Source organism: Helicobacter sp. 'house sparrow 1' (genome assembly GCF_900199585.1).
Classification (GTDB): domain Bacteria; phylum Campylobacterota; class Campylobacteria; order Campylobacterales; family Helicobacteraceae; genus Helicobacter_H.
Genome location: NZ_FZQY01000001.1, coordinates 1 through 19591, shown reverse-complemented (window position 1 = coordinate 19591; position 19591 = coordinate 1). Strand labels below are relative to the sequence as shown.

Sequence of the window (19591 nt, the reverse complement as noted above, 5' to 3'; positions counted from 1 at the left end):
TTGCCTTTGTCTTGCTTAAAAAAACTATAAAAGTAAAGATTTTTTATAGTTTTTCGCTAGTTTTATATCCTGTGTAATTTGCCTTTTTAATTGCTCTAAATCCTTAAAATTCTTATTATCTCTCAAAAAATCAACAAAAAATAAATCAAAAATTACACCCTTTAGAGTCTCTCCTATCTCCTGCAATAAATGCACCTCTATACTAAATTGCAGATCTGTGCTTCTTGTGCCTATAAAAGTCAAACTCAAAGCCTTATGTACGCCAAATAGAGTAATATAAACACCATTTTTTGGCAAAAAATAATTAAGATTCTCAAGATTAATAGTAGGATATAAAAGCTTTTTACCAATCCCCTGTCCTTGTATCTTTTTACCTTTTATTTGATACATTCTTCCTAAAAGCAGATTTGCTTTTTTAATTTCTCCTTGCCATAAAAAATCTTTAATGTTTTGGGTATGGACTGATTGATGATTTATTTTAAACTCATCTATAATTTCTACCTGTCCTTTAAATAATTCTCTTAATTTTAAAGCCCCATATTCCCTCCCCTTTCCAAAACAAAAATCATAACCTACAACTATTTTTTCTAGTCGAGGAAAGGAGGTTGTTAAAAACTTCACAAACCTTTCTCCACTCCACTCTCTAATATCCCTTAAGCGGAAGAAAAAGATCTTTTTTTGCAATAAGGTTTTTTGAAGTCTCAAGTCTGTTAGATGTTGCTTATCATCTTGATAAATCACTACTACGCCTGATTTTTCCCCCAATCTTCTCAATAACTCTTGGTGGGCTAAATGCACTCCATCAAACTTTCCAATGGCAATTTCTTTAATATTTAGATCGCACATGAAAGAAATACTCTTCATTACCCTCTTTCCCTTTTAAAACTGATTTTTGAGTTCTTAGTATTAAAAAACCTTGCTCCAAAAGATAATTTTGAAAACTCTTCAGAGCAATATTAATCAGCTCATTATCCACAACAACACCTTTTTTATTCCTCTTAACTTCTTTTCCAACTTCAAACTGTGGTTTAAAAAGAAGTATCATTTCTTTACTCATCGTTTTTAAGATTCCAAAAATCTTTTCAATACTAATAAAACTCACATCACAAGTTAATAAGTCATAATCTCTCTGTTTTATAAAATGCCTAATATCACACTCTTCAAAAATTTTAATTCTTTTATCATTGCGCAATAAAGGGGATAATTGATTTTTTCCGACATCCACACAATGCACCTCATCAACTCCAAGCAACAATAAAACCTGTGCAAAGCCTCCCGTACTTGATCCTACATCAAGCACTACCTTATAACTAAAATTCTCTCCCTTCAAAAATCCAAAAAGCTTTTCTCCAGCCCTACTTACAAACCTTGGTTTTTCTTTTAAAACAATTTCATCTTCTTGGCTAACTTGATGCGAGGGCTTTGTAACTTGTATTTGATTACAAAAAACCAAACCCTGTTTAATCATTTCTTGAGTTTTCTGCCTACTGATATCAAATTTCTTTGAAACAAATAAATCAAGTCTCATCAAAACTGCATTGGTAGGGTTTTAAATCCAAAATCAAATTCCATTATTCCAAAACCTACAACATCCATACCTAAAATCATTTCTCTAGCCCCAATACCTCCTATAGAATCAAAGGCAACTAAATAGCATTTGCTCCACTTATTATTGGGTTTTAAGACTTCATCAAACTCATCTTTGGTAATCTCTCTCACCCAAAGAGGTTTTAATTTATTCAAATGATACTCAACAAAATTGCCAATATCATCTTCACTATAAAATTCAACAAAAAAATATTCCCTACCGCGATATGTCAGTGCGCTTACTTCATTAAGATGTGTAACGGTTGCCACAACCAATACCTTATTGTCCTTAACAATTTCACCCTTACGACTTGCCTGAACCTTCTTTTCACCTACAATATCAAGCGCATAAGTATTATTGCTAAAAAAGCTATTGCACCCTTGAAAAAATAAAAACAATGGAAAGCAAAATACAATAATCTTTTTCAATTTACTTCTTTAGGAATCTTGATTAATTAGTTAAAATAATAACAAAATTTTTAAGGGAGAACATAGAGATTATGCAGCACTTGTTTCAAACTAGCGATCTAACTATACCAGCAATTCAAAAGATACTCAACCAGGCAAATTTTTATCGTATCAACACTCCACCAAAATCACTAAAAGATAAAATTATCATAACCGCTTTTTTTGAAAATTCTACTAGAACATTAAGTAGTTTTGAAATTGCTGCAAAAACCTTAGGAGCTGAAGTAATTAAACTAGATATTGCAAAAAGCTCCACCTCTAAAGGCGAAACAATGGCGGATACAGCTGCTAATCTTAATGCAATGAAACCCCACGCAATTATTATTCGCCATAAAAATGCAGGAGCAGGAGAGCATCTTGCACAGCATGTTGATTGTCCTATTATCAATGGTGGAGATGGAGCACATGCTCATCCTACTCAAGCACTCTTAGATCTTCTAACTATCCATAATCACTTTGATGGCAATATTAAGGGAAAAAAGGTGGGTATTGTTGGAGATATTAGAAACTCTCGCGTTGCTAACAGTAACATTGAGCTACTTGAGAGGTTTGGACTAGATATTACCCTTATTGCTCCTCCCCATTTTTTACCTAAAACACATCTAAAAACAACTCAAAATCTTAAAGAGACTATTAAGAATCTTGATATTGTCATTAGTTTAAGGACACAAACTGAAAGACATAGCTACCAAGTCTATGGGTCACTACAAGATTATGCAAAGCATTTTTGCATCACTCAAGACATTTTAAAAGACCAAGATATTATTATATTGCACCCAGGACCAGTTCATCACAATATTGATATTGCAGATGAAGTTTTAAAAGATCCTAGGTGCAAGATTTTAGAACAGGTATCAAATGGTGTACTAATTAGAATGGCTGTAATTGAACATTGTATCTTTGGCTAGGTGGATAAACATAATATTGCTTCTTTAATTAGTAATAAACAAGAGCGTATTGTGATACTTTTTTACTTCCTTATTGTGTATTTTTTACACGTTAGTTTATTTTTTGTTTTTAGAAAAGCTAACAAAAAGTAAATGATACGATATTATAAGTTTCAAAGACAGGATTGGTCTTTTACAACTTTAAGAAATTAAGGATAGAATGTGAAAAAGGTATATAGCTCTTTTGTATTACTGACATTACTGGGAACTGGAGCCCAAGCTTTTGAGTATAAAGTATCAGGAAGTTTACAAACATTCTCAAAGGTAGGGTTTAACAATCAAAGTATTGATAAAAATGCAAATCGCTATCCCACAGATAGTTTTATGAATATTGTAGGAACTTTACAAACTGATATGGTTTTTATTGACGATGAAAACAAAAAACTTACAGGAAGTGTTGGAGCATTGGCAGGGGGAACCATTTTAGACTCCTCAAGACATACTGGAAATTCTATCATTCATGGATCTGGCGGGCAATATGTTACAGCTAATTTTGTGCTCTATAATGCTTATATAGATTACACTGCCAAAAAAAATGATCATAATTTTGAAGTGAAAATTGGTAGGTATGCAAGCCAGGCTCAATTTATGAGTGGCTTTACTCAAGGGTTTGAAGCGAAATATACTTACAAAAATTTTGACCTTTGGTGGTTTAGTTCTTATGGAAGAGGGTTTGCAAATGCAGAGTGGATTTATTCTTTCTATACCCCTAAGTCATTTGATAAGAATGGGAATTATGGAATTCACGCATTCAAGCCTTCATACAGCTTTGATTCTGGTTTATATATTTCACCATTTGTATATTTCTCGCCAGATTTCTATGTTGCACCAATGCTAGAGCTTGGATTTGATAGTAATAAAAAATTTGATGGTCAGGGTTTTAGATCCACAACCAAGGTTTTCTTTATGTCCCCTTTCCATACCTCTAATGTTCAAAATATATACCGCTATCAATCATTATCTGGAAAAGGTGGTCAAACAATTGCGATTAGGCAACAATTTGACATAAATAATTTTCACTTTGGTGGAGGCTGGTATCAAAATTTTGGAAATGCAAATGCACATGTAGGAACTTATGGAAACGCAGCAATTGGCGGTTGGGATTTTTGGACAAATACTGCCTATGATTTTGGTGCTCTAACAAATGCCATTACAAAAGATGCAAAAACAGGCTATATTTTCCTTGGTGCAGCGCATGGGAAGTTTGAATGGGAAACTTTTGGTAGAATGACTTTCTCACCAAGAGCAGATGAGCAAGCTGCATTAGTTAGCTTTAGCTATAGTTTCCCTTATAACATTAAATTGTGGCTAAAACTAGAATGGCAAAATGTTACCACACATGCTGGCTATATTGTAGCGACAAACACTACTGGAAGTCCTGCGTCTATAGCTGAAGGTAGAGGTTCTCCTGTCCTTGAAAAATCTATAAAAGAAGATAGAAGTCATGCTATGATGCTACTTTCTTATAGTTTCTAATACCATCAGACTATCATTGATAGTCTGATGATTTCTTGCTCTTTGCAAAGATCTTTAAAAAGTTCTAAGTTTTTTTCTTAGAACTTTTATTAAATTCCATTACAATAAAGAAACTATTAAACCTTATAAGAGAATAAAATCCTTGATTAAAATGTCATTTATTTAAAATTTTTAACATTAAAAAGACTTGCTATCCAATAAAAAAATAAACCAAAAAAATCCTGTCATAAAGCTTATAAGAATAAAAAGCTACTTAATTTTCCTCTGAAAATTCACTAAATTCAACCCGGATTCCACTTCTTAAAATAGTAGGACTTCTAAGATCAGAAATTAGGATAAACCTGACATCCTTTAAAACATTAAATGTAATATTATTAATGCTTGTTTGTTTTTTTAAAATATCTATAATATGCAAATTTTTATCAAAAAATACAATTTTTGGTTTCCACTCTGCACTGTTTGCAACTATACTAATATTTCCACTTGTATCAGAAATTTGAAGCCAGTATTCCCCACTCACTTCTCTAAGCTCAAGACTATCACCTAAATCTATATTTCTTGCATTAAGCAATCTAGAATCAAAAAGTGTTACATCATATTCCCAAGCTTGTTCATTAATCTTTCTTACATCATTAAAAATATATCCCCTTTTATTCATCTCCTCTAGCACAATCAAAGGGTCAATCATATACTCACTTGTGAAACCAAAAATAATGCTAGCAAACCCATTATCATAATCTGCCTTTTTTACTTCAAAGTAGGAATACCCCATTGAAGCCAAAACACTATTTACGGTTCTTAGCAAAAAGATAGGACTTGTCTGGGAAGAAAAAATGATATTTACTTCCTTTGGAGAGTCAAACTTCAGGCTTAGCAAGCCATTACTCTTTAATGTTTCTAAAACTTTTTTGCTATCAACAATACCATTTTGAAAAAAATCCTGCCTATTGACAAAAATCTTTTCAATAAAGTTTCTATTAACTCTGTAGGTATTCTCACCAACAAAATTCTTAATTTTATCGCTTAAATAATCACCATAGCAGATATTAAGAAAAACAAAGATAAAAATAAAAAGTCTAATCTTTTGCAAGCTTAATCCAAATCCCCTTGTTGCTCTTGTTGTTTTTCATCTTGTACTTCATCAGCATTATCACTTGTTAACGCTTCTTGCTTTGTAGCCTGCTCGTCCTTTTTTTGTACTCCTAGAAGCTTAAGGTAATCTGCATATCTTACATATTTTAATGTATTATCTTGGATCACAAATCTAATTGGATCACCCCCATCATACTTCTGTGTTCTATCTTTATACTTTAACTCAAATCCCTTATGACCAAAAATAATTACAGATTTTTGAGCTGGCATCTTCAAAAGATAAGGATCCCTAATGGTTCTATCCTGCTTTTGTCTTGTCTCAAGATTTAAAACTTGAAACCACAATTCTCCTCTTGGGATGATTAACACTTCACCATCTTTAACTTCTATCTCATTATCAGCTACAAGTTTATCAATATCAATCTCTTTCTTTCCATCTATCTGCTGAAAACCAAGATTGGTATAAATACCTTGACTTTCTTCTATTTCAGAAGACAGTGGTTTTTCAACAACATCATACTCTCCACTTGCATTTTTAAAGGAATTATAAAACTTAAAGGATGTGTAAATCACTGCAACTAAAAATACACCTAAACATGTGTAAAAAACCTGTTTAGCAGAATCTCTAAAAATGCTTCTTTTAAAGCTATCATATTTTTGTTTTTGCGTATCTAATTCCAACTCTCTTATCTGATAAGCATCATCTATATTTTTTTGTTGATTTTCAAAAAGATAAGTATCATATTCTTCTAACCATTCCTTAAGATCAACATTATATTCCCTCTCTAAAATTGGCAAAAATCCAACAATCCATACTCTTTGAATTTTGTCAAATCTTTTTTCAAGAATATTTTCAATCACACTTACAGAAATCTTTGTATCTTGATTGATCCTTTTTATTCCAATTTGTTTTAGTTTTTCTATAGCTTCCATGTTATATCCTAGTTATATCCTAATTTTTTACATTCTATGCATTAAAATACCTGCTGCAACTGCAACATTTAAAGAATCAAACCCACTATGCATCCTAATTGAAGTTATTGTATCAAGTTTTGATAAAATTTTACCTCCTAAACCGTTTGCTTCATTACCCAAAAATAGGGCATACTTTTGAGCTATAGCGCACTCTGTAATATCTTTTCCACTCATATCTGCACCGTATAGAAAAAATCCTTTGCTTTTTAACTCATGAATGAGATCCATTGTATTTTCAATAATACAAAAAGGTATCTGTAAAATTGCTCCTACACTACTTCGTATTACCCCCTCAACTGAAAAGCTCTTAATACCAGATAATATCACTGCATCAATCCCAAAACAATACGCACTTCGAAAAATACTTCCTATATTTCCTACATCTGTCAGACCGCATAAAACCAGTATCTTTTTCATTGTTTTAATTTCTTTAAAAGATGTGGAAGATATGGGAGTAATTTTTAAAAAAAATCCCTGATGGTTACCATTTTTTGCGAGACTTTGTGCTTTTTTATTATCAATTCTTAAAATAGGTTTTTTTAGTTGAGAAAATTTTACAAAAAGCTTTTTATCAATTTCTTTAGAAAAATAGATTTCTTGTATTAGATGAGGAAAATTCTCTAGAATATAACATACACTCTGTTTTCCAAAAACAATCATTACTATCCTTTTATCAAGCTCTCATAGATTTTTTTTACATCTTGATTGCTCATTTTTGCCAGTAGTTTTGCTTTTATTTTAGGAGGTATTTCCATATTAGATATATCTTCAAAACTCAAACTTTTGTAATCATTTTGTCTTTTTGATTTTAAAATCAACACCCACTCCCCTTTTAGATTCTCTGTTTGTAGTTTTTCTAAAACTTCTATTGCAGTTGAATAAAAAAATTTTTGATTTTTTTTACTCATTTCTTTTATAGCAAAAACCTCACACTGGCTATCCACAAAAACTATATCTTTTAAAGCCTCCAAGATTCTATGAGGACTCTCATAGAAAATAATGCTTAATTTTTTTTGCAAAAATGATTGTGAATAGAAAAAATCTTGCAAACATTTTCTACGATCTTGTTGCTTGTGTGGTAAAAATCCTCCAAAAATAAACCCATCGTCAATATTTCCACTCATACAATAAGCAAGCAAGCAAGCATTACTGCCTGGCAAGACATCATAGGCAATATTATTTTCTTGTGCATATTTTACAAGCAATGCCCCAGGATCGCTAATACAGGGCATACCCGCATCACTTAAAAATACAACATCCCTTGCAAAAAAACTCTTATCTTGCTTCCTTAAAAACTCTTCTTGATTATGAGAATGGAAAGAAAAGAAAACCTTTTCCTCAAAAATTTTAGGAAAATTCTGAGTAATGATAGAATCTCTCTGTAATAAAGTTAGTAGTTTTTTTGTGACTCTTGTGTCTTCACACAACACAACTTCACTCTTTGCCAAGGCCTCCAAAGTTCTAAAGCTTATATCCTTTAGATTCCCTATAGGAGTTGGCAATAAGGTAATCACGATTACTTCATATTATATTTTTGCTTAAATCTTTCAACCCTACCTGTTGCATCAGCAATCTTATCACTCCCTGTATAGAAAGGATGACAAAAACTCGAAATATCAATTCTTAATTCGCTCTTTGTGCTCATCACTTCAATTTCTTTACCACTTGTTACACAAGTAACTTTACAAGGAACATATTGAGGATGAATATCTTTTTTCATTTTCTACCCTTTTATAAAAAAATAATAGGCAGATTCTACAATAAAATTACTTTATTTTTTATTAAAGATTAAGGAATAAAGCGTATTTTTTGTTCTACTTCTGTATGTGTCCTTTCTATGGGAATATCATATGTTTCATACATCAATAAAGGTTGATAGCCTATATAAAAGAAGATGTGTGATATAGGCAACTTACCTCCAAAAAGTCCCCAAGTGGTATCTATAGATTTCCACTCTTTATCAACATAAACAAGATTCCAAGCATGGTATTCAAAAGCCCTCTTAGTGGGATTAAAACCAACTCCAGTAACAAAGACACTAGGGATATCAAGGGCTTGTAAAAGATCATTATAAAGTTGTGCATAATGCTCACATACTCCACTTTTAACCCTTAAGATTTGATCACTATTCATGTGTATATTGGTATATTTCTCATTGTATTTTATATGTTGAAATACCCATTGTGCAATAGCTATATGAGGAGGTTCTTTTGCATTTTCCTTAATAATTTTTTGAGCAATTTTTTTTAATCCTGGTGTTTTTTGTTTTGATACAAAATCTTTTGGATTAAGATTCTTATAAGAATACTCTAATGTATTAGAAACCTGTGCATTCATCTTTAAAATGAAATCTTGCATTTGAGCATTACGAAATATAACTGAAGTATTGTTTTGTTTTTGTAAGATCTGAGCCTGTTTGCTATTGATATCAAAATCAATTTTTTTAACTTTAATATCACTATCTTTAAAATATTTAGGGAGAAATACATTGAGATTATTAATTTTATCTGAAGTATAAATATAATTTTTAATAGAAATATCCCAATTTGCTTTTTTAACACTTAGCCATAAATAATCATTAAAACCTTCTTGCACTCTCCCTTCCCACAAAAATAAACCATCTTTCTTCCTAAAAAAATTACTTTGAGAAATTAATTCCCAATCTTTATCTATATCAACTTTAATTTTTGCATTAAAAGCATTTGACATCTTAGGAATATAAACTCTCTGTGTTTGAAAAAACTTTTGATTATTTAAGGTTTTATATTGCACCTTTATCTCTAATTTTTCCCCTTGTTTCACATCAAAGATACTAAAAAAAACCCTCTTATTTTTAAGATAGACTCTATAGACCTTATCTTTAATGCTAAATAGGATAGGTAAAACTTCAAAATCTTCCATAATGGGATAGCTAAAATCTAATTTTTTATTACTTTTTTGTACTTCAAGAATAAACTGATTTTTTATCTTTTTTTCTCTAGAAGAAATTTCTACATCACTCTTAAAGTCTTTGACTACATATCCAAATAAAGTTTGTAACCCAATAAACCAAATTAAAAATACTTTCATAGCCTTGAATCCAACATTCTTTTAATCTCTGGAATATCAGAAGTAAAAAAATCATTTTTATTTAAAGTTTTAAGCAACTTTCCTTGATGGATAAATAGCACTCTGTCACATATAGCCTCAACTATGTCCAAATCATGAGTTACAAAAATATAACTCATTTGATACCTTGCTTGTAAAGATAATAATAGATTTAAGATATTCTTTTGATTTTTCTTATCTAATGCTGAAGTAGGCTCATCTAAAATCAAAATTTTGGGCTTTACTAGCAATGCCCTTGCAATAGCTATTCTTTGGTTTTGTCCTCCACTTAATTCATATGGGTAGGAATCTAAAATACTACTCTCTAAACCCACTTGAGACAAAATATCATTATAGTCAATCTCTTGATTATGAATCTTTTTTGTTTCATTTAAAATTTCATTGATTCTCCATCTTGGATTAAGAGAGGCAAAAGGATTTTGCAACACAATTTGTAAGTTTTCATAAAAACTTTTTCTACAATCCAAAACTTCTAAACTTCCTGTAGATTTTAAGAGTTTCATTATTCCTAAAATCAGACTTGTCTTCCCACTGCCAGATTCTCCCACAACTCCCAAAATTTCATTTTCAAATACTTCAAAACTTAGAGGCTTGATTAAATCAATCTTTTTGTTTCTAAAAAAACTTTTTTTAGAAACAAAAACTCCAAAATCTTCAAGTTTTAAAATCTTTTTTGTATTAGATTCCATAATCTTTTGGGGTAACTTTAATGCGTCAATTAATTCTTTTGTATAAGAGTGTTTTGGAGTCTCAAACAAATCTTTTGTCTGAGAAATTTCTACAATCTTACCAAGATGCATCACACAAATCTTTTCTACAAAAGAGCGCACAATATTTAAGTCATGGCTAATTAGCAAAAGTGCGATATTCTTCTCACGACATTCTTGAAATAAAAATTCCAAAACCTGTTTTTGGATATTGCTATCTAGAGCAGTAGTAGGTTCATCACAAATCAAAATCTTAGGATTTTTTAGCACATTTTGCAATATCAAAACTCTTTGATTTTGTCCTCCACTTAATTCATATGGGTAGGAATCTAATAGATCTAAACTAAGATTTGCTGATAAGAAAGCTTTTTGTATCTTATCCTTGATCTGCATTTTTGTTAAAAATGGAAATGAGAGTTTTAGAGTTTCTAACATTTGCTTGGAAATCTTCTGCAAAGGATTTAAGGCTTCAAGAGGATTTTGTGGGATATAACCAAAGAATTCTCTCCTTTTTTGATGAAAAAATCTTTGTGATTGAGATTTGATACTCACTCCATCAATCAATAAATCTCCATTAAAAATTTCATAACTAAATTCGCTCCACAAACCCAACATCATACTAGCCAAAAGACTTTTACCACTTCCAGATTCTCCAACAAGGGCAAGAAATTCTCCAGAGTTTATTGAAAGATTAATATCTTGCAATACAAATCCCTTACTAAAACCAGCGGTAAAATTTTTAAATTCAATCATTAGGCTATCTTTTATTTTTCTTGGGGTTAAAAGCATCTCTTACTCCCTCTCCAATAAAAACCAAGATAGATAGTAAAATTGCAACAGCAAAAAATGAAATAATTGCAAGATGTGGAGCATAAAGATTATTTTTTCCTTGTTGTAAAAGTTCTCCAAGAGAAGCACTCCCAACAGGCATCCCAAAACCTAAAAAATCCAAACTAATTAAAGTTGCAATACTACCTGTGATAATAAAAGGAATATAAGTAATTGTCGCAACCATTGCATTAGGCAAGAGATGTTTAAAAATAATGCTCAAATCACTAACACCCAAGGTTTTTGCTATCTTAATGTAATCCATATTCCTACCACGCAAAAACTCAGCTCTTACAACACCAACAATTCCCATCCAACTAAACAATAAAACAATCATTAAAATCCACCAAAAACTTGGGGTTACAAAACTTGAGAGAATCATCATTAAAAAAAGCAATGGTATGCCACTCCATATTTCCACTAATCTTTGCGTAAATAAATCAATCCTACCTCCATAAAACCCCTGTATAGCACCGATGAAAACTCCTACAGTAACGCTAGAAATGCAAAGTAAAATACCAAACCACAAAGAGACTCTATATGCATAAATAAGTCTTGCCAAAACATCTCTTGCTTGATCATCAGTACCAAGCAAATGTTTTAAGCTAGGGGATATTGGTGCTGGTTCTTGAAGATCCCAAATAATACTATCATAGGAGTATTTAATCAGTGGCCAGACTACAAAAGAATCTTGTAAAAGATCTTTTTTAAAATATCCATCACTATATTGAGCCTCTGTTTCAAAAAATCCCCCAAACTCTCTTTCAGAGTATTGAAAAATTACAGGAAAATAAAACTTTTGATTCTTATAGATTAAAATGGGTTTGTCATTTGCAATAAAATTAGCAAAGGTAGATAAAAAAAGTAGAATACAAAAAATCCAAAGCGAAAAATAAGCACGCCTATTGGCTCTAAAAATTTTCCAGCGAGATGATAAAAAGCTCCCTTTATGTTTGATCATTCACAAAACTCCTAGATTCCATATATTTGAGGAATCTAGAAGATAGAAGCAAAATTAAGCAGGAATAACAGAAACTTTCTTTCTGTCTTTTGTTTTTTGTTGGAACTTTACAATCCCATCAATGAGTGCAAAAATTGTATGGTCTTTTCCCATCCCTACATTTTCACCCAAATGAACCTTTGTCCCTCTCTGGCGAACAATAATATTTCCAGCGCGCACAAACTGCGAACCAAACTTCTTAATACCAAGTCTTCTACCTGCAGAATCTCTATTATTCTGAGTACTTCCCTGACCTTTCTTGTGTGCCATATACTGCTCCTTATCCTACAATCTTCAAAATACGCACTCTTGTAAAGTCGCGTCTAAAACCTCTCTTGGTTTTACTATCTTTTCTTCTTCTCTTCTTAAAAGTTATAACCTTTCTACCACGACCCTCATTAATGACTTCTGCTTCAATCACAGCACCATTAATAAAAGGTTTTCCAACCACAAGATCACTATCTTTAGAAATAGCTAAAACTTCCTCAAACTTTATTTTTGACTTTGGCTCAAGGCTCATTTTATCAAGAAGAACAATGCTTCCTTCTTGGACCTTGTATTGTTTGCCTCCATTCTTAAACACTGCATACATAGCTTTTCCTTAAATTAAGACATTAAAAAATCTAATTGAAACGCGTAACGCGAAACAAAGTCGCTATTTTATCATAAAACTTTAAAAATTAACCAATTCTTGCGATGCACTCAATCTCTACTAGTGCATTTTTTGGTAAAGTCTTTACAGCAATTGTGCTTCTAGCAGGTTTATGGTCGCCAAAAAAGCTTGCATAAACTTCATTAAATGCAACAAAATCATCCATATTTGAAAGAAAAACAGTTGTTTTAATCACGCTATTAAAACTACTTCCTGCTTCTTTTAAAACCTCTCCTAAATTATGCAATACTTGCTTTGTTTGAACCTTTATATCCCCTTCCACAAAATTACCATCTTTATCAAGTGGAATTTGACCAGAAGTATAAAGTAATCCATTAAGCTCAATTGCCTGTGAATAAGGTCCTATTGCTTGAGGTGCGTTTAAAGTATTAACTATTTTCATAAATATCCTTTTTCTGAAATTTCTAGTAGCTTTATAACTAAAAGCATAATTTTAGCAATTTTTTTTATACCGATTAAAATAAAATAAAATTTTGACGATTTTGCTGGGCGGTTTTATTAAACTAAGGGAAAGCAAAAATCTCTAAGTATAAACAGAAAAAGTATTTTTGGAATTATTTTTGCTTTTACCTTAAATGAATAAAAATTCTAAATTAAACATATGGTTTAGAAATCAATATAAATTTTGGAGTTAAGTTTAGCTTTATGAGAGTTACTTTTGGAACCAAATACAATCAGATGAACTACCATCAAAATACCCTTCAAAATAAGCTCAATAGTGCGAATAATAAAATCGCCTCTGGCCTAAAAATACAGCAGGGATATGAGGATAGTAGTGTATATAATCAGGATCTAAAACTTGATTATGAAACTGCAACTCTAGGGCAAAGTATTGATGTTGCCAAGAACGCAGAAATAAAAACCTTAAATACAGATAAGACTCTTAGTGAACTTTCTCAAGCAATGGTGCAATTTAAGACAAAATTATTACAAGCAGCAAATAATGTTCAATCAGAAACCTCACGAAAAGCAATTGCCTCAGATTTAAGAGGTATTAAACATCATATGCTAAATCTTGCCAATACCTCTGTGGGTGGAGAGTATATTTTTGCTGGGAGCAAGGTTGATAAAATCCCCTTTGATTCTAATGGCAATTATTATGGTAACAATGAAACCTTATCTGCACTCATTAGTTCAAACAATTTAGTTCCTTATAATATTACAGGAGAACAATTATTCTTAAGTAGAGATGCGGATACTTCCAAGCATATTACAACAAATATCAAACTTCTAAATCAATCAAAACTTCACCCAAATGTAATGGAAGCTCCAAATAATGCTATTCCATCACAAGAAGTCTATCTTACCGCTAATGATACAATCAGAGATTTAGTTGGTGATAATGATAACGATACAACTAATGATGGGAAAGAATATTTTTATATTAGAGGCGTAGGAGCTGATGGTGTCGCTTTTAAATCGAGATTTGCATTTGATAAGGGATATGGAGATAGAAATAGTGCTACAACAATAAGAGATTTGCTTAATAAAATTGGGGAAGAATTTGGAAATACTTCTCAAAACAAGGTTGTAGATGTATCTTTAAATGATTGGGGACAAATAGAAATCAAAGACTTAAGAGCTGGAAGTTCTTCTATTCAATTTCATATGATTTCTAGTGATACGGAAGTTGATGATATCACACAGCTTTACACAACTGGAGCAAGAATTACAAACTATGTTCAAAGTCCTTTTATGACAAATTATGTTCTAGATAAAATTCGCTCTACAAAGAACTATTATAATCACGCACAGCTAGACTTTAATGCAACCTTTATTACAAATAAAAATACATTAGCAGATAGAAACACAATGCTTAGGGATATTGTTTCTAATGATACAGATTTTATTGTTTTGAAAAAAAGTGGTGATCAAAGTGAAAATGTCCTAAAAGTAAGCACAAAAGATACAAATATAAAAGATTTTGTCAAGCAAATTCAAGATTTTTATGGAAGCGAAGTTAATGCAGAATTTACCAATGGGAAGTTGGTTTTAATTGACAAGGAAGCACAAGAAGAAGAAAGAGAGACAAATCTTTTTTTCGACCTTGAAACCCTAGATTCTAATGGCAACATCATAAAAGGTTTTGCATCAGACTTTAGAACACAATATGATCAAACCTTCTTTACAAATCAAGGCTCAAAGCTTGTAGGAAATGTTGTACAGAGTATTGCAGATGGTATTGATGTTGCAAATGAAGATACAAAATTGTCTGAAGTTACAGGCACAGATATGGATAAAAAGAGCTTTAAATTAACACTAAGAGATCACAATGGTATTGATCTTGATGCAACAATCACACTTGATTCTAAGGGATCTTATTTAAGTCTGCCAAACAAGGACCCTAAACAAGAGGATTATATTATTCCAATTTTTGATCCACATGATGAACCCCCTACTGTTACTGCTACAAAAGCAAATGATGTGACTTATAGGCAATTAATGGATGTAATTACAATCGCACTTAACTACAGCAATCAAAATTCAAAAGAATTAGAGAAGGTACACAAAACAATCACTCAAGAAGCAAAAGAAGCGTATGAAGATCTTTTAGATAAATCTAATGCAAGATTAAATATCAATCTTGATCAACAAGGGAAAGTAGTTGTTCAAGACAAAATGGCTTCAAACACAAAAATGAAAGTCATGTTTAGCAATGATGATAGTGATGATTTTTCTATCAAAGGTATTAAAAATGCTAAAAAATCCCTAACTCTTAATGCCAATAATGCAATCACTATTGATCAACCTCAGATCAATTTTTTTGCACAAATTGATGAAATTATTGATGCGGTGGATAGGAATATCTATCGACCTGGTGCATTTGATACTTACAACTCAGATATGAGAAACCTAGGAATCCAAAATGGTATTCTTACCTTTGATCATTTAAGTGACCACATAGAAAAAATGATTGCTCTTAATGGTTCTCACGGAAGAACTTTTGGAAATATCATTAGACGCAATGAAATTTTAAAAACACAGGTTGAAAGTATGAAGGCAGAAAATATCGGTATTGATGTTGCAGAAACTTATAATAAATTTTCCAACCTCAATAATAATTACAATGCTGTATTAAATTCAACAAGCAAAATCAACCAAATGTCTTTAGTAAATTATCTCTAAATTACCAATAGTTATACTCTACCATCATTATATTCTTGTCTCCATAGTGGATGCTAAATTCCTTTTTTAGCTCTTTAAAGATATCTCCCCAAGTTTTTTTTCCATAGGTTCTAGCACTTTGAGAGTAATTTTTTTTAATCCAAATTCCAATATCTGAAACTAAAGATAAGCCCGTTTGGTTTGAAGTTTCATCAATGGCTTTTTTTAGCATTCTAATAAGTGTCTTATTGTTTTCTAATTCTTCAACTTCATCTTCTTTGCTATTTTGCTTCTTTAACATCTCAAAGCTTGTGAAAGCATTTTGATAATCCTCCCTTGATTTTATTTCACCAAATCCAATTGCCTGCATTCCTCTTGATCTAATCTCCTGCGCCAAAGGGGCAAAGTCACTATCACTACTTGCAATTGCTATGCAATCAACAATACCATCATACAAACAATTCATTACATCAATTACAAGTTGAATATCTGAAGAGTTTTTTCCAACTCCCTTATTACTTTTATGATGATTTCCTGTAATAATATGCACAGGTTGTATGGAATATCTAATAAGTTCTTTATCCCAAGATTTTAAGGATCTATTTCTCCAATCTCCATAGGCTTTTTTGATGCAAACATCTCCTATATCCAACAAACTTTCAAAAATATTATCAATCCATTTGCACGGTATATTTTCACAATCTATAAACAGTGCAATCTTCTTTTCTTTATCTAATTGTTTCATTGCCTCTACTCTCCTATTTTTACATTTGCTTGCAAGCTTACAAAAAGCTGATTTTGTACCTCAAAAGATGAATTTGTAATTTCAGAAAATACATTGTCTTGTGACAAGAATCTATCATCCTTTTCTTTTTTAAAATAAAAAGAACTCCCTTGTAGAGCCCTATTCATCATCTCATATCGCGTTTTTATCAAATTCAAATCATTAAGATAAAGCTCTTTTTGATCCTGTAATATTTTTGGATCCAATTCCATTAAAAAATAAAAAATCTTTAGTGCTTCTTGATTTAAAAAATCCAGAAACTTTAAACTATCTCTTGCAGATCTTAAATCACTAATGATGTTTTTTTCTTTTTTAGCTTCTCTAATAGCTAGATCCAAAGTATTATAGCAATCAAAAAATTGCTTCTGTTTTTCATAAAAGTTTTGGTGATGATTCTGCAAAACCATTATATCTTTCATAATAAAATCATAAAGATCATAAAGAATATCTAGACTTTTTTGAATATTTGGCAAAATGTCATTCCCACTATACTTAGGCCAAAATAGAAATGTCAAAAGCACAATTACAAAAGCCAAGAATATATCCATAAATCTATCAAAGATTAATAGATAATTGATGCCATAAGCGGCAAAAAACATCATAATAAAAGCCATCATCATAAAACTTGCCCAAACACCATAAGGATAAACCTTAAGGTAAACAAACAAAAACATTACAATCATAAAAATGGGATAAAAAAATAATGTTTCTTTTGTCAAGACAATGAGCAAAAGACCAGCAACTAAACCACAAGTTACACCAATAATATATTCTTTTCCTATATATTGCACTCCGCCAAAGTTTGGTCGAATAATTGCAACACATGCCATTGCAATCCAAACCCCATGATCAAGATGAAACATTTGTGCAATAAGAATTGCAAAACTTAGTGCAAAGCTATATTTCACTCCATAACGAAAAAAACCATTAGTAAAATGCAAAGACTTAAAAATTACATTGAGACTCTTTTTCTTTTTTGCCTCAATAAAATAGCTCTCTTCCTGACCTCCCCTGCGAAAATTATCAATCTTGTTATAAATAATTTTTATCGTATTTACAAAAGACTTATCAAAATCTTGTGAGGTAGAAATTTTTTCCAAAGTGCTAGTTTTTAGCCTTGGCATATGTCCTTCAAGCATTTTTGAAACTTCTCTTAGATTAAAAATAATTTCACGCTTTAGTAAAGAAAAGGTTTGCTTATCTCTTGTTTTGTCATTATGAATGGCATTAATACATTGATATATTTCCTCGATTCTGTAAAGATAAAACAAAGCGCGCTTGGTATTTTTCATAATATGAGGATCTTTAATGTTTCCTGACTTAGAATTAAGAATCTTTTTAATAGATTCTATTTGCATAGAAGTTTGATTTCTTATTACTACAAAATTTTTAGTTCTATGTAAATTTTTTATCATCAGTTCAAGATCAAGCAAAAGATCAGGAAAATACTTTCTAACAAACTTTCCATACTTCTTAAAGGACATAAAAAACAACACTATCAGACCAATAACTCCACCTATAAAAATAGTTAATACTTCATCAACTAGCGATACACCTGTCCTTGAATCTGCATAAATACAAGCAATCAATCCATTTAAAATTGCCATATTAAAGACTTTTTGCAAATCTAAATCATAGCTTCCAACCAAACCTGCACAAAACCCAATGATTGCCAAAGGTATCACCAACCATAAACCATATGGAATCAAAAGCGAAAAAACAATACACAAAAGCATTGAAAGAAAAATAAAAAAGATAAAATATCTTAAACTCTGCTTTTGCTCTACCAAAGCCACATTAAGAAAATACAGATATATAGGCATTAAACCAGCCCAAATTGCTATTTTTGGACCAAAGAGATAGACACAAATATAAAGGCTTAAAATTGAAGCAAATAAAGTCTTAAGGGAATAAAATAGTGCTAGATATCCAGGATCATAAATATTTATATAACCAACTAATCTTTCTCTTATATTATGAAATAAAATTAAGAATTTACACTTTTCTTGCATTGTAAAACTATTATTGAATCATCAAGACTTCCATAAAAAGGATCAGCCTTAAAACCGCAGCCAAAAATACTAACTAGGAAATATGCTAAAATAACCAAATGAAAAATTTTCAAAATTTTATCTCCATTGCATCAAAAATACCTCACTTAGCAAAACTAAGTCAGTTTTATGAGCTTGAAAGGCTAAAAGTCTTTTTACCTAAAAATATAAAAATGGCCTTATTATTTATCACCATAAAACACAATCAAATCCTTTTTGCCTTTAAGAACCCTGTAGTTTGTAACGAATTTAATAGATATCTTACCAAAAATCTTGAAAAATCTATCCAGGAGCATAAAGATTTTTTCTCTTCTTTACCTCAAAACTTTAACATAAAAGGATATGTCCCTCTAAATTTATTAAAAAAACAAAATGACGATACAACTATTGTTGCCATAAAAACTTTTGAGGAAAAATCCTTAGGTAATTTTAAAAACAACTGCAAAGATGAAAAACTTTATAAAGCCTTTGAAGAATTAAGGGATTTAATTCTAAACATCACTTGTATCAAATAATTTTAAATTACTTACTTATCTTTTAACATCCTAACAAGTTTATGTACACACCCTCCTTTTTTCAACCCTATAATAATTTTTTTATAAACTAAATTCCCTCTCCTACCACCACTTAATAGGAGTTCATTATGAATATGCTAAAACTTTCAAAAAAAGCATATTTTGTTGTATAGTTTGTTGTGTAACTTGTTAAAGATTTGTTTTATAAAAAATCTTTGAAAAAAAGAGAAATTAAGTGGTGGCAAGAGAAAGAAAGTTTTCTCTTTATTTTAAAG

Annotated in this window: 20 protein-coding genes; 4 read left to right on the top strand and 16 right to left on the bottom strand. The window is 30.9% G+C overall.

What is annotated here, in order from left to right:
• Positions 1-24: 24 nt before the first annotated feature.
• Genes C6H31_RS00100 through C6H31_RS00090 form a run of 3 tightly spaced genes read right to left on the bottom strand, consistent with a single transcriptional unit; the run spans position 25 to position 2016 of the window.
• Positions 25-864: a bifunctional riboflavin kinase/FAD synthetase gene (locus tag C6H31_RS00100; protein WP_104696783.1), complete on the bottom strand. Its 840-nt coding sequence runs from the start codon at positions 862-864 to the stop codon at positions 25-27.
• Positions 827-1528 carry a 23S rRNA (cytidine-2'-O)-methyltransferase TlyA gene (gene tlyA / locus C6H31_RS00095; RefSeq protein ID WP_104696782.1) on the bottom strand — a complete coding sequence of 234 codons (702 nt, stop codon included), beginning with the start codon at positions 1526-1528 and terminating at the stop codon, positions 827-829. The genes C6H31_RS00100 and tlyA overlap by 38 nt, the downstream gene beginning before the upstream one ends.
• Complete coding sequence (locus C6H31_RS00090; RefSeq protein WP_104696781.1) at positions 1528-2016, bottom strand: hypothetical protein; 489 nt, start codon at positions 2014-2016, stop codon at positions 1528-1530. Before C6H31_RS00090 ends, tlyA begins: the two co-directional genes overlap by 1 nt.
• Before the next feature lie 71 nt (positions 2017-2087).
• Here C6H31_RS00090 and C6H31_RS00085 point away from each other — a divergent pair, with 71 nt between their 5' ends.
• Positions 2088-2963, top strand: a complete 876-nt coding sequence (locus C6H31_RS00085) for an aspartate carbamoyltransferase catalytic subunit (RefSeq protein ID WP_104696780.1) — start codon at positions 2088-2090, stop codon at positions 2961-2963.
• A 201-nt stretch (positions 2964-3164) separates the two neighbouring features.
• Positions 3165-4478, top strand: a complete 1314-nt coding sequence (locus C6H31_RS00080; protein ID WP_104696779.1) for an outer membrane family protein — start codon at positions 3165-3167, stop codon at positions 4476-4478.
• Positions 4479-4731: 253 nt separating this feature from the next.
• Here C6H31_RS00080 and C6H31_RS00075 read toward each other — a convergent pair whose 3' ends face one another.
• The 11 genes from C6H31_RS00075 to C6H31_RS00025 all read right to left on the bottom strand — a co-directional run bounded on the left by C6H31_RS00075 (position 4732) and on the right by C6H31_RS00025 (position 13243).
• Entirely contained in the window at positions 4732-5568 is an 837-nt protein-coding gene (locus C6H31_RS00075) for a hypothetical protein (protein ID WP_104696778.1), read from the bottom strand.
• A gap of 2 nt (positions 5569-5570) precedes the next feature.
• Complete coding sequence (locus C6H31_RS00070; RefSeq protein ID WP_104696777.1) at positions 5571-6503, bottom strand: hypothetical protein; 933 nt, start codon at positions 6501-6503, stop codon at positions 5571-5573.
• Between the two features lie 27 nt (positions 6504-6530).
• Complete coding sequence (rlmB, locus tag C6H31_RS00065; RefSeq protein WP_199768133.1) at positions 6531-7211, bottom strand: 23S rRNA (guanosine(2251)-2'-O)-methyltransferase RlmB; 681 nt, start codon at positions 7209-7211, stop codon at positions 6531-6533.
• A complete protein-coding gene (rsmI, locus tag C6H31_RS00060; RefSeq protein ID WP_158654747.1) occupies positions 7208-8059 on the bottom strand; it encodes a 16S rRNA (cytidine(1402)-2'-O)-methyltransferase in 852 nt (283 codons plus the stop codon). The genes rlmB and rsmI overlap by 4 nt, the downstream gene beginning before the upstream one ends.
• Before the next feature lie 2 nt (positions 8060-8061).
• Complete coding sequence (rpmE, locus tag C6H31_RS00055) at positions 8062-8265, bottom strand: 50S ribosomal protein L31 (protein WP_104696774.1); 204 nt, start codon at positions 8263-8265, stop codon at positions 8062-8064.
• A 68-nt stretch (positions 8266-8333) separates the two neighbouring features.
• A complete protein-coding gene (locus C6H31_RS00050) occupies positions 8334-9614 on the bottom strand; it encodes a transglutaminase-like domain-containing protein (RefSeq protein WP_104696773.1) in 1281 nt (426 codons plus the stop codon).
• Complete coding sequence (locus C6H31_RS00045; protein WP_104696772.1) at positions 9611-11149, bottom strand: ATP-binding cassette domain-containing protein; 1539 nt, start codon at positions 11147-11149, stop codon at positions 9611-9613. The genes C6H31_RS00050 and C6H31_RS00045 overlap by 4 nt, the downstream gene beginning before the upstream one ends.
• Complete coding sequence (locus C6H31_RS00040; protein ID WP_104696771.1) at positions 11118-12149, bottom strand: ABC transporter permease; 1032 nt, start codon at positions 12147-12149, stop codon at positions 11118-11120. The genes C6H31_RS00045 and C6H31_RS00040 overlap by 32 nt, the downstream gene beginning before the upstream one ends.
• A 54-nt stretch (positions 12150-12203) precedes the next feature.
• A complete protein-coding gene (gene rpmA, locus C6H31_RS00035; RefSeq protein ID WP_104696770.1) occupies positions 12204-12458 on the bottom strand; it encodes a 50S ribosomal protein L27 in 255 nt (84 codons plus the stop codon).
• A gap of 10 nt (positions 12459-12468) precedes the next feature.
• Complete coding sequence (gene rplU / locus C6H31_RS00030) at positions 12469-12780, bottom strand: 50S ribosomal protein L21 (protein ID WP_104696769.1); 312 nt, start codon at positions 12778-12780, stop codon at positions 12469-12471.
• Between the two features lie 88 nt (positions 12781-12868).
• A complete protein-coding gene (locus tag C6H31_RS00025) occupies positions 12869-13243 on the bottom strand; it encodes a RidA family protein (protein ID WP_104696768.1) in 375 nt (124 codons plus the stop codon).
• 263 nt (positions 13244-13506) lie between these two features.
• On the opposite strand from C6H31_RS00025, the gene flgL reads away from it, so the two are divergent.
• Positions 13507-15987 (top strand): flagellar hook-associated protein FlgL, encoded by a 2481-nt coding sequence (gene flgL, locus C6H31_RS00020; RefSeq protein WP_104696767.1) that lies wholly within the window; start codon positions 13507-13509, stop codon positions 15985-15987.
• Position 15988: 1 nt separating this feature from the next.
• Here flgL and C6H31_RS00015 read toward each other — a convergent pair whose 3' ends face one another.
• Together C6H31_RS00015 and C6H31_RS00010 are read right to left on the bottom strand one after the other, a co-directional pair.
• On the bottom strand, positions 15989-16711 hold the full coding sequence (locus tag C6H31_RS00015) for an NYN domain-containing protein (RefSeq protein WP_104696766.1): 723 nt from the start codon (positions 16709-16711) through the stop codon (positions 15989-15991).
• A 5-nt stretch (positions 16712-16716) separates the two neighbouring features.
• Positions 16717-18762 (bottom strand): FUSC family protein, encoded by a 2046-nt coding sequence (locus C6H31_RS00010; protein WP_104696765.1) that lies wholly within the window; start codon positions 18760-18762, stop codon positions 16717-16719.
• A gap of 98 nt (positions 18763-18860) precedes the next feature.
• Here C6H31_RS00010 and C6H31_RS00005 point away from each other — a divergent pair, with 98 nt between their 5' ends.
• A complete protein-coding gene (locus C6H31_RS00005) occupies positions 18861-19316 on the top strand; it encodes a hypothetical protein (protein WP_104696764.1) in 456 nt (151 codons plus the stop codon).
• The last annotated feature ends 275 nt before the right edge of the window (positions 19317-19591 follow it).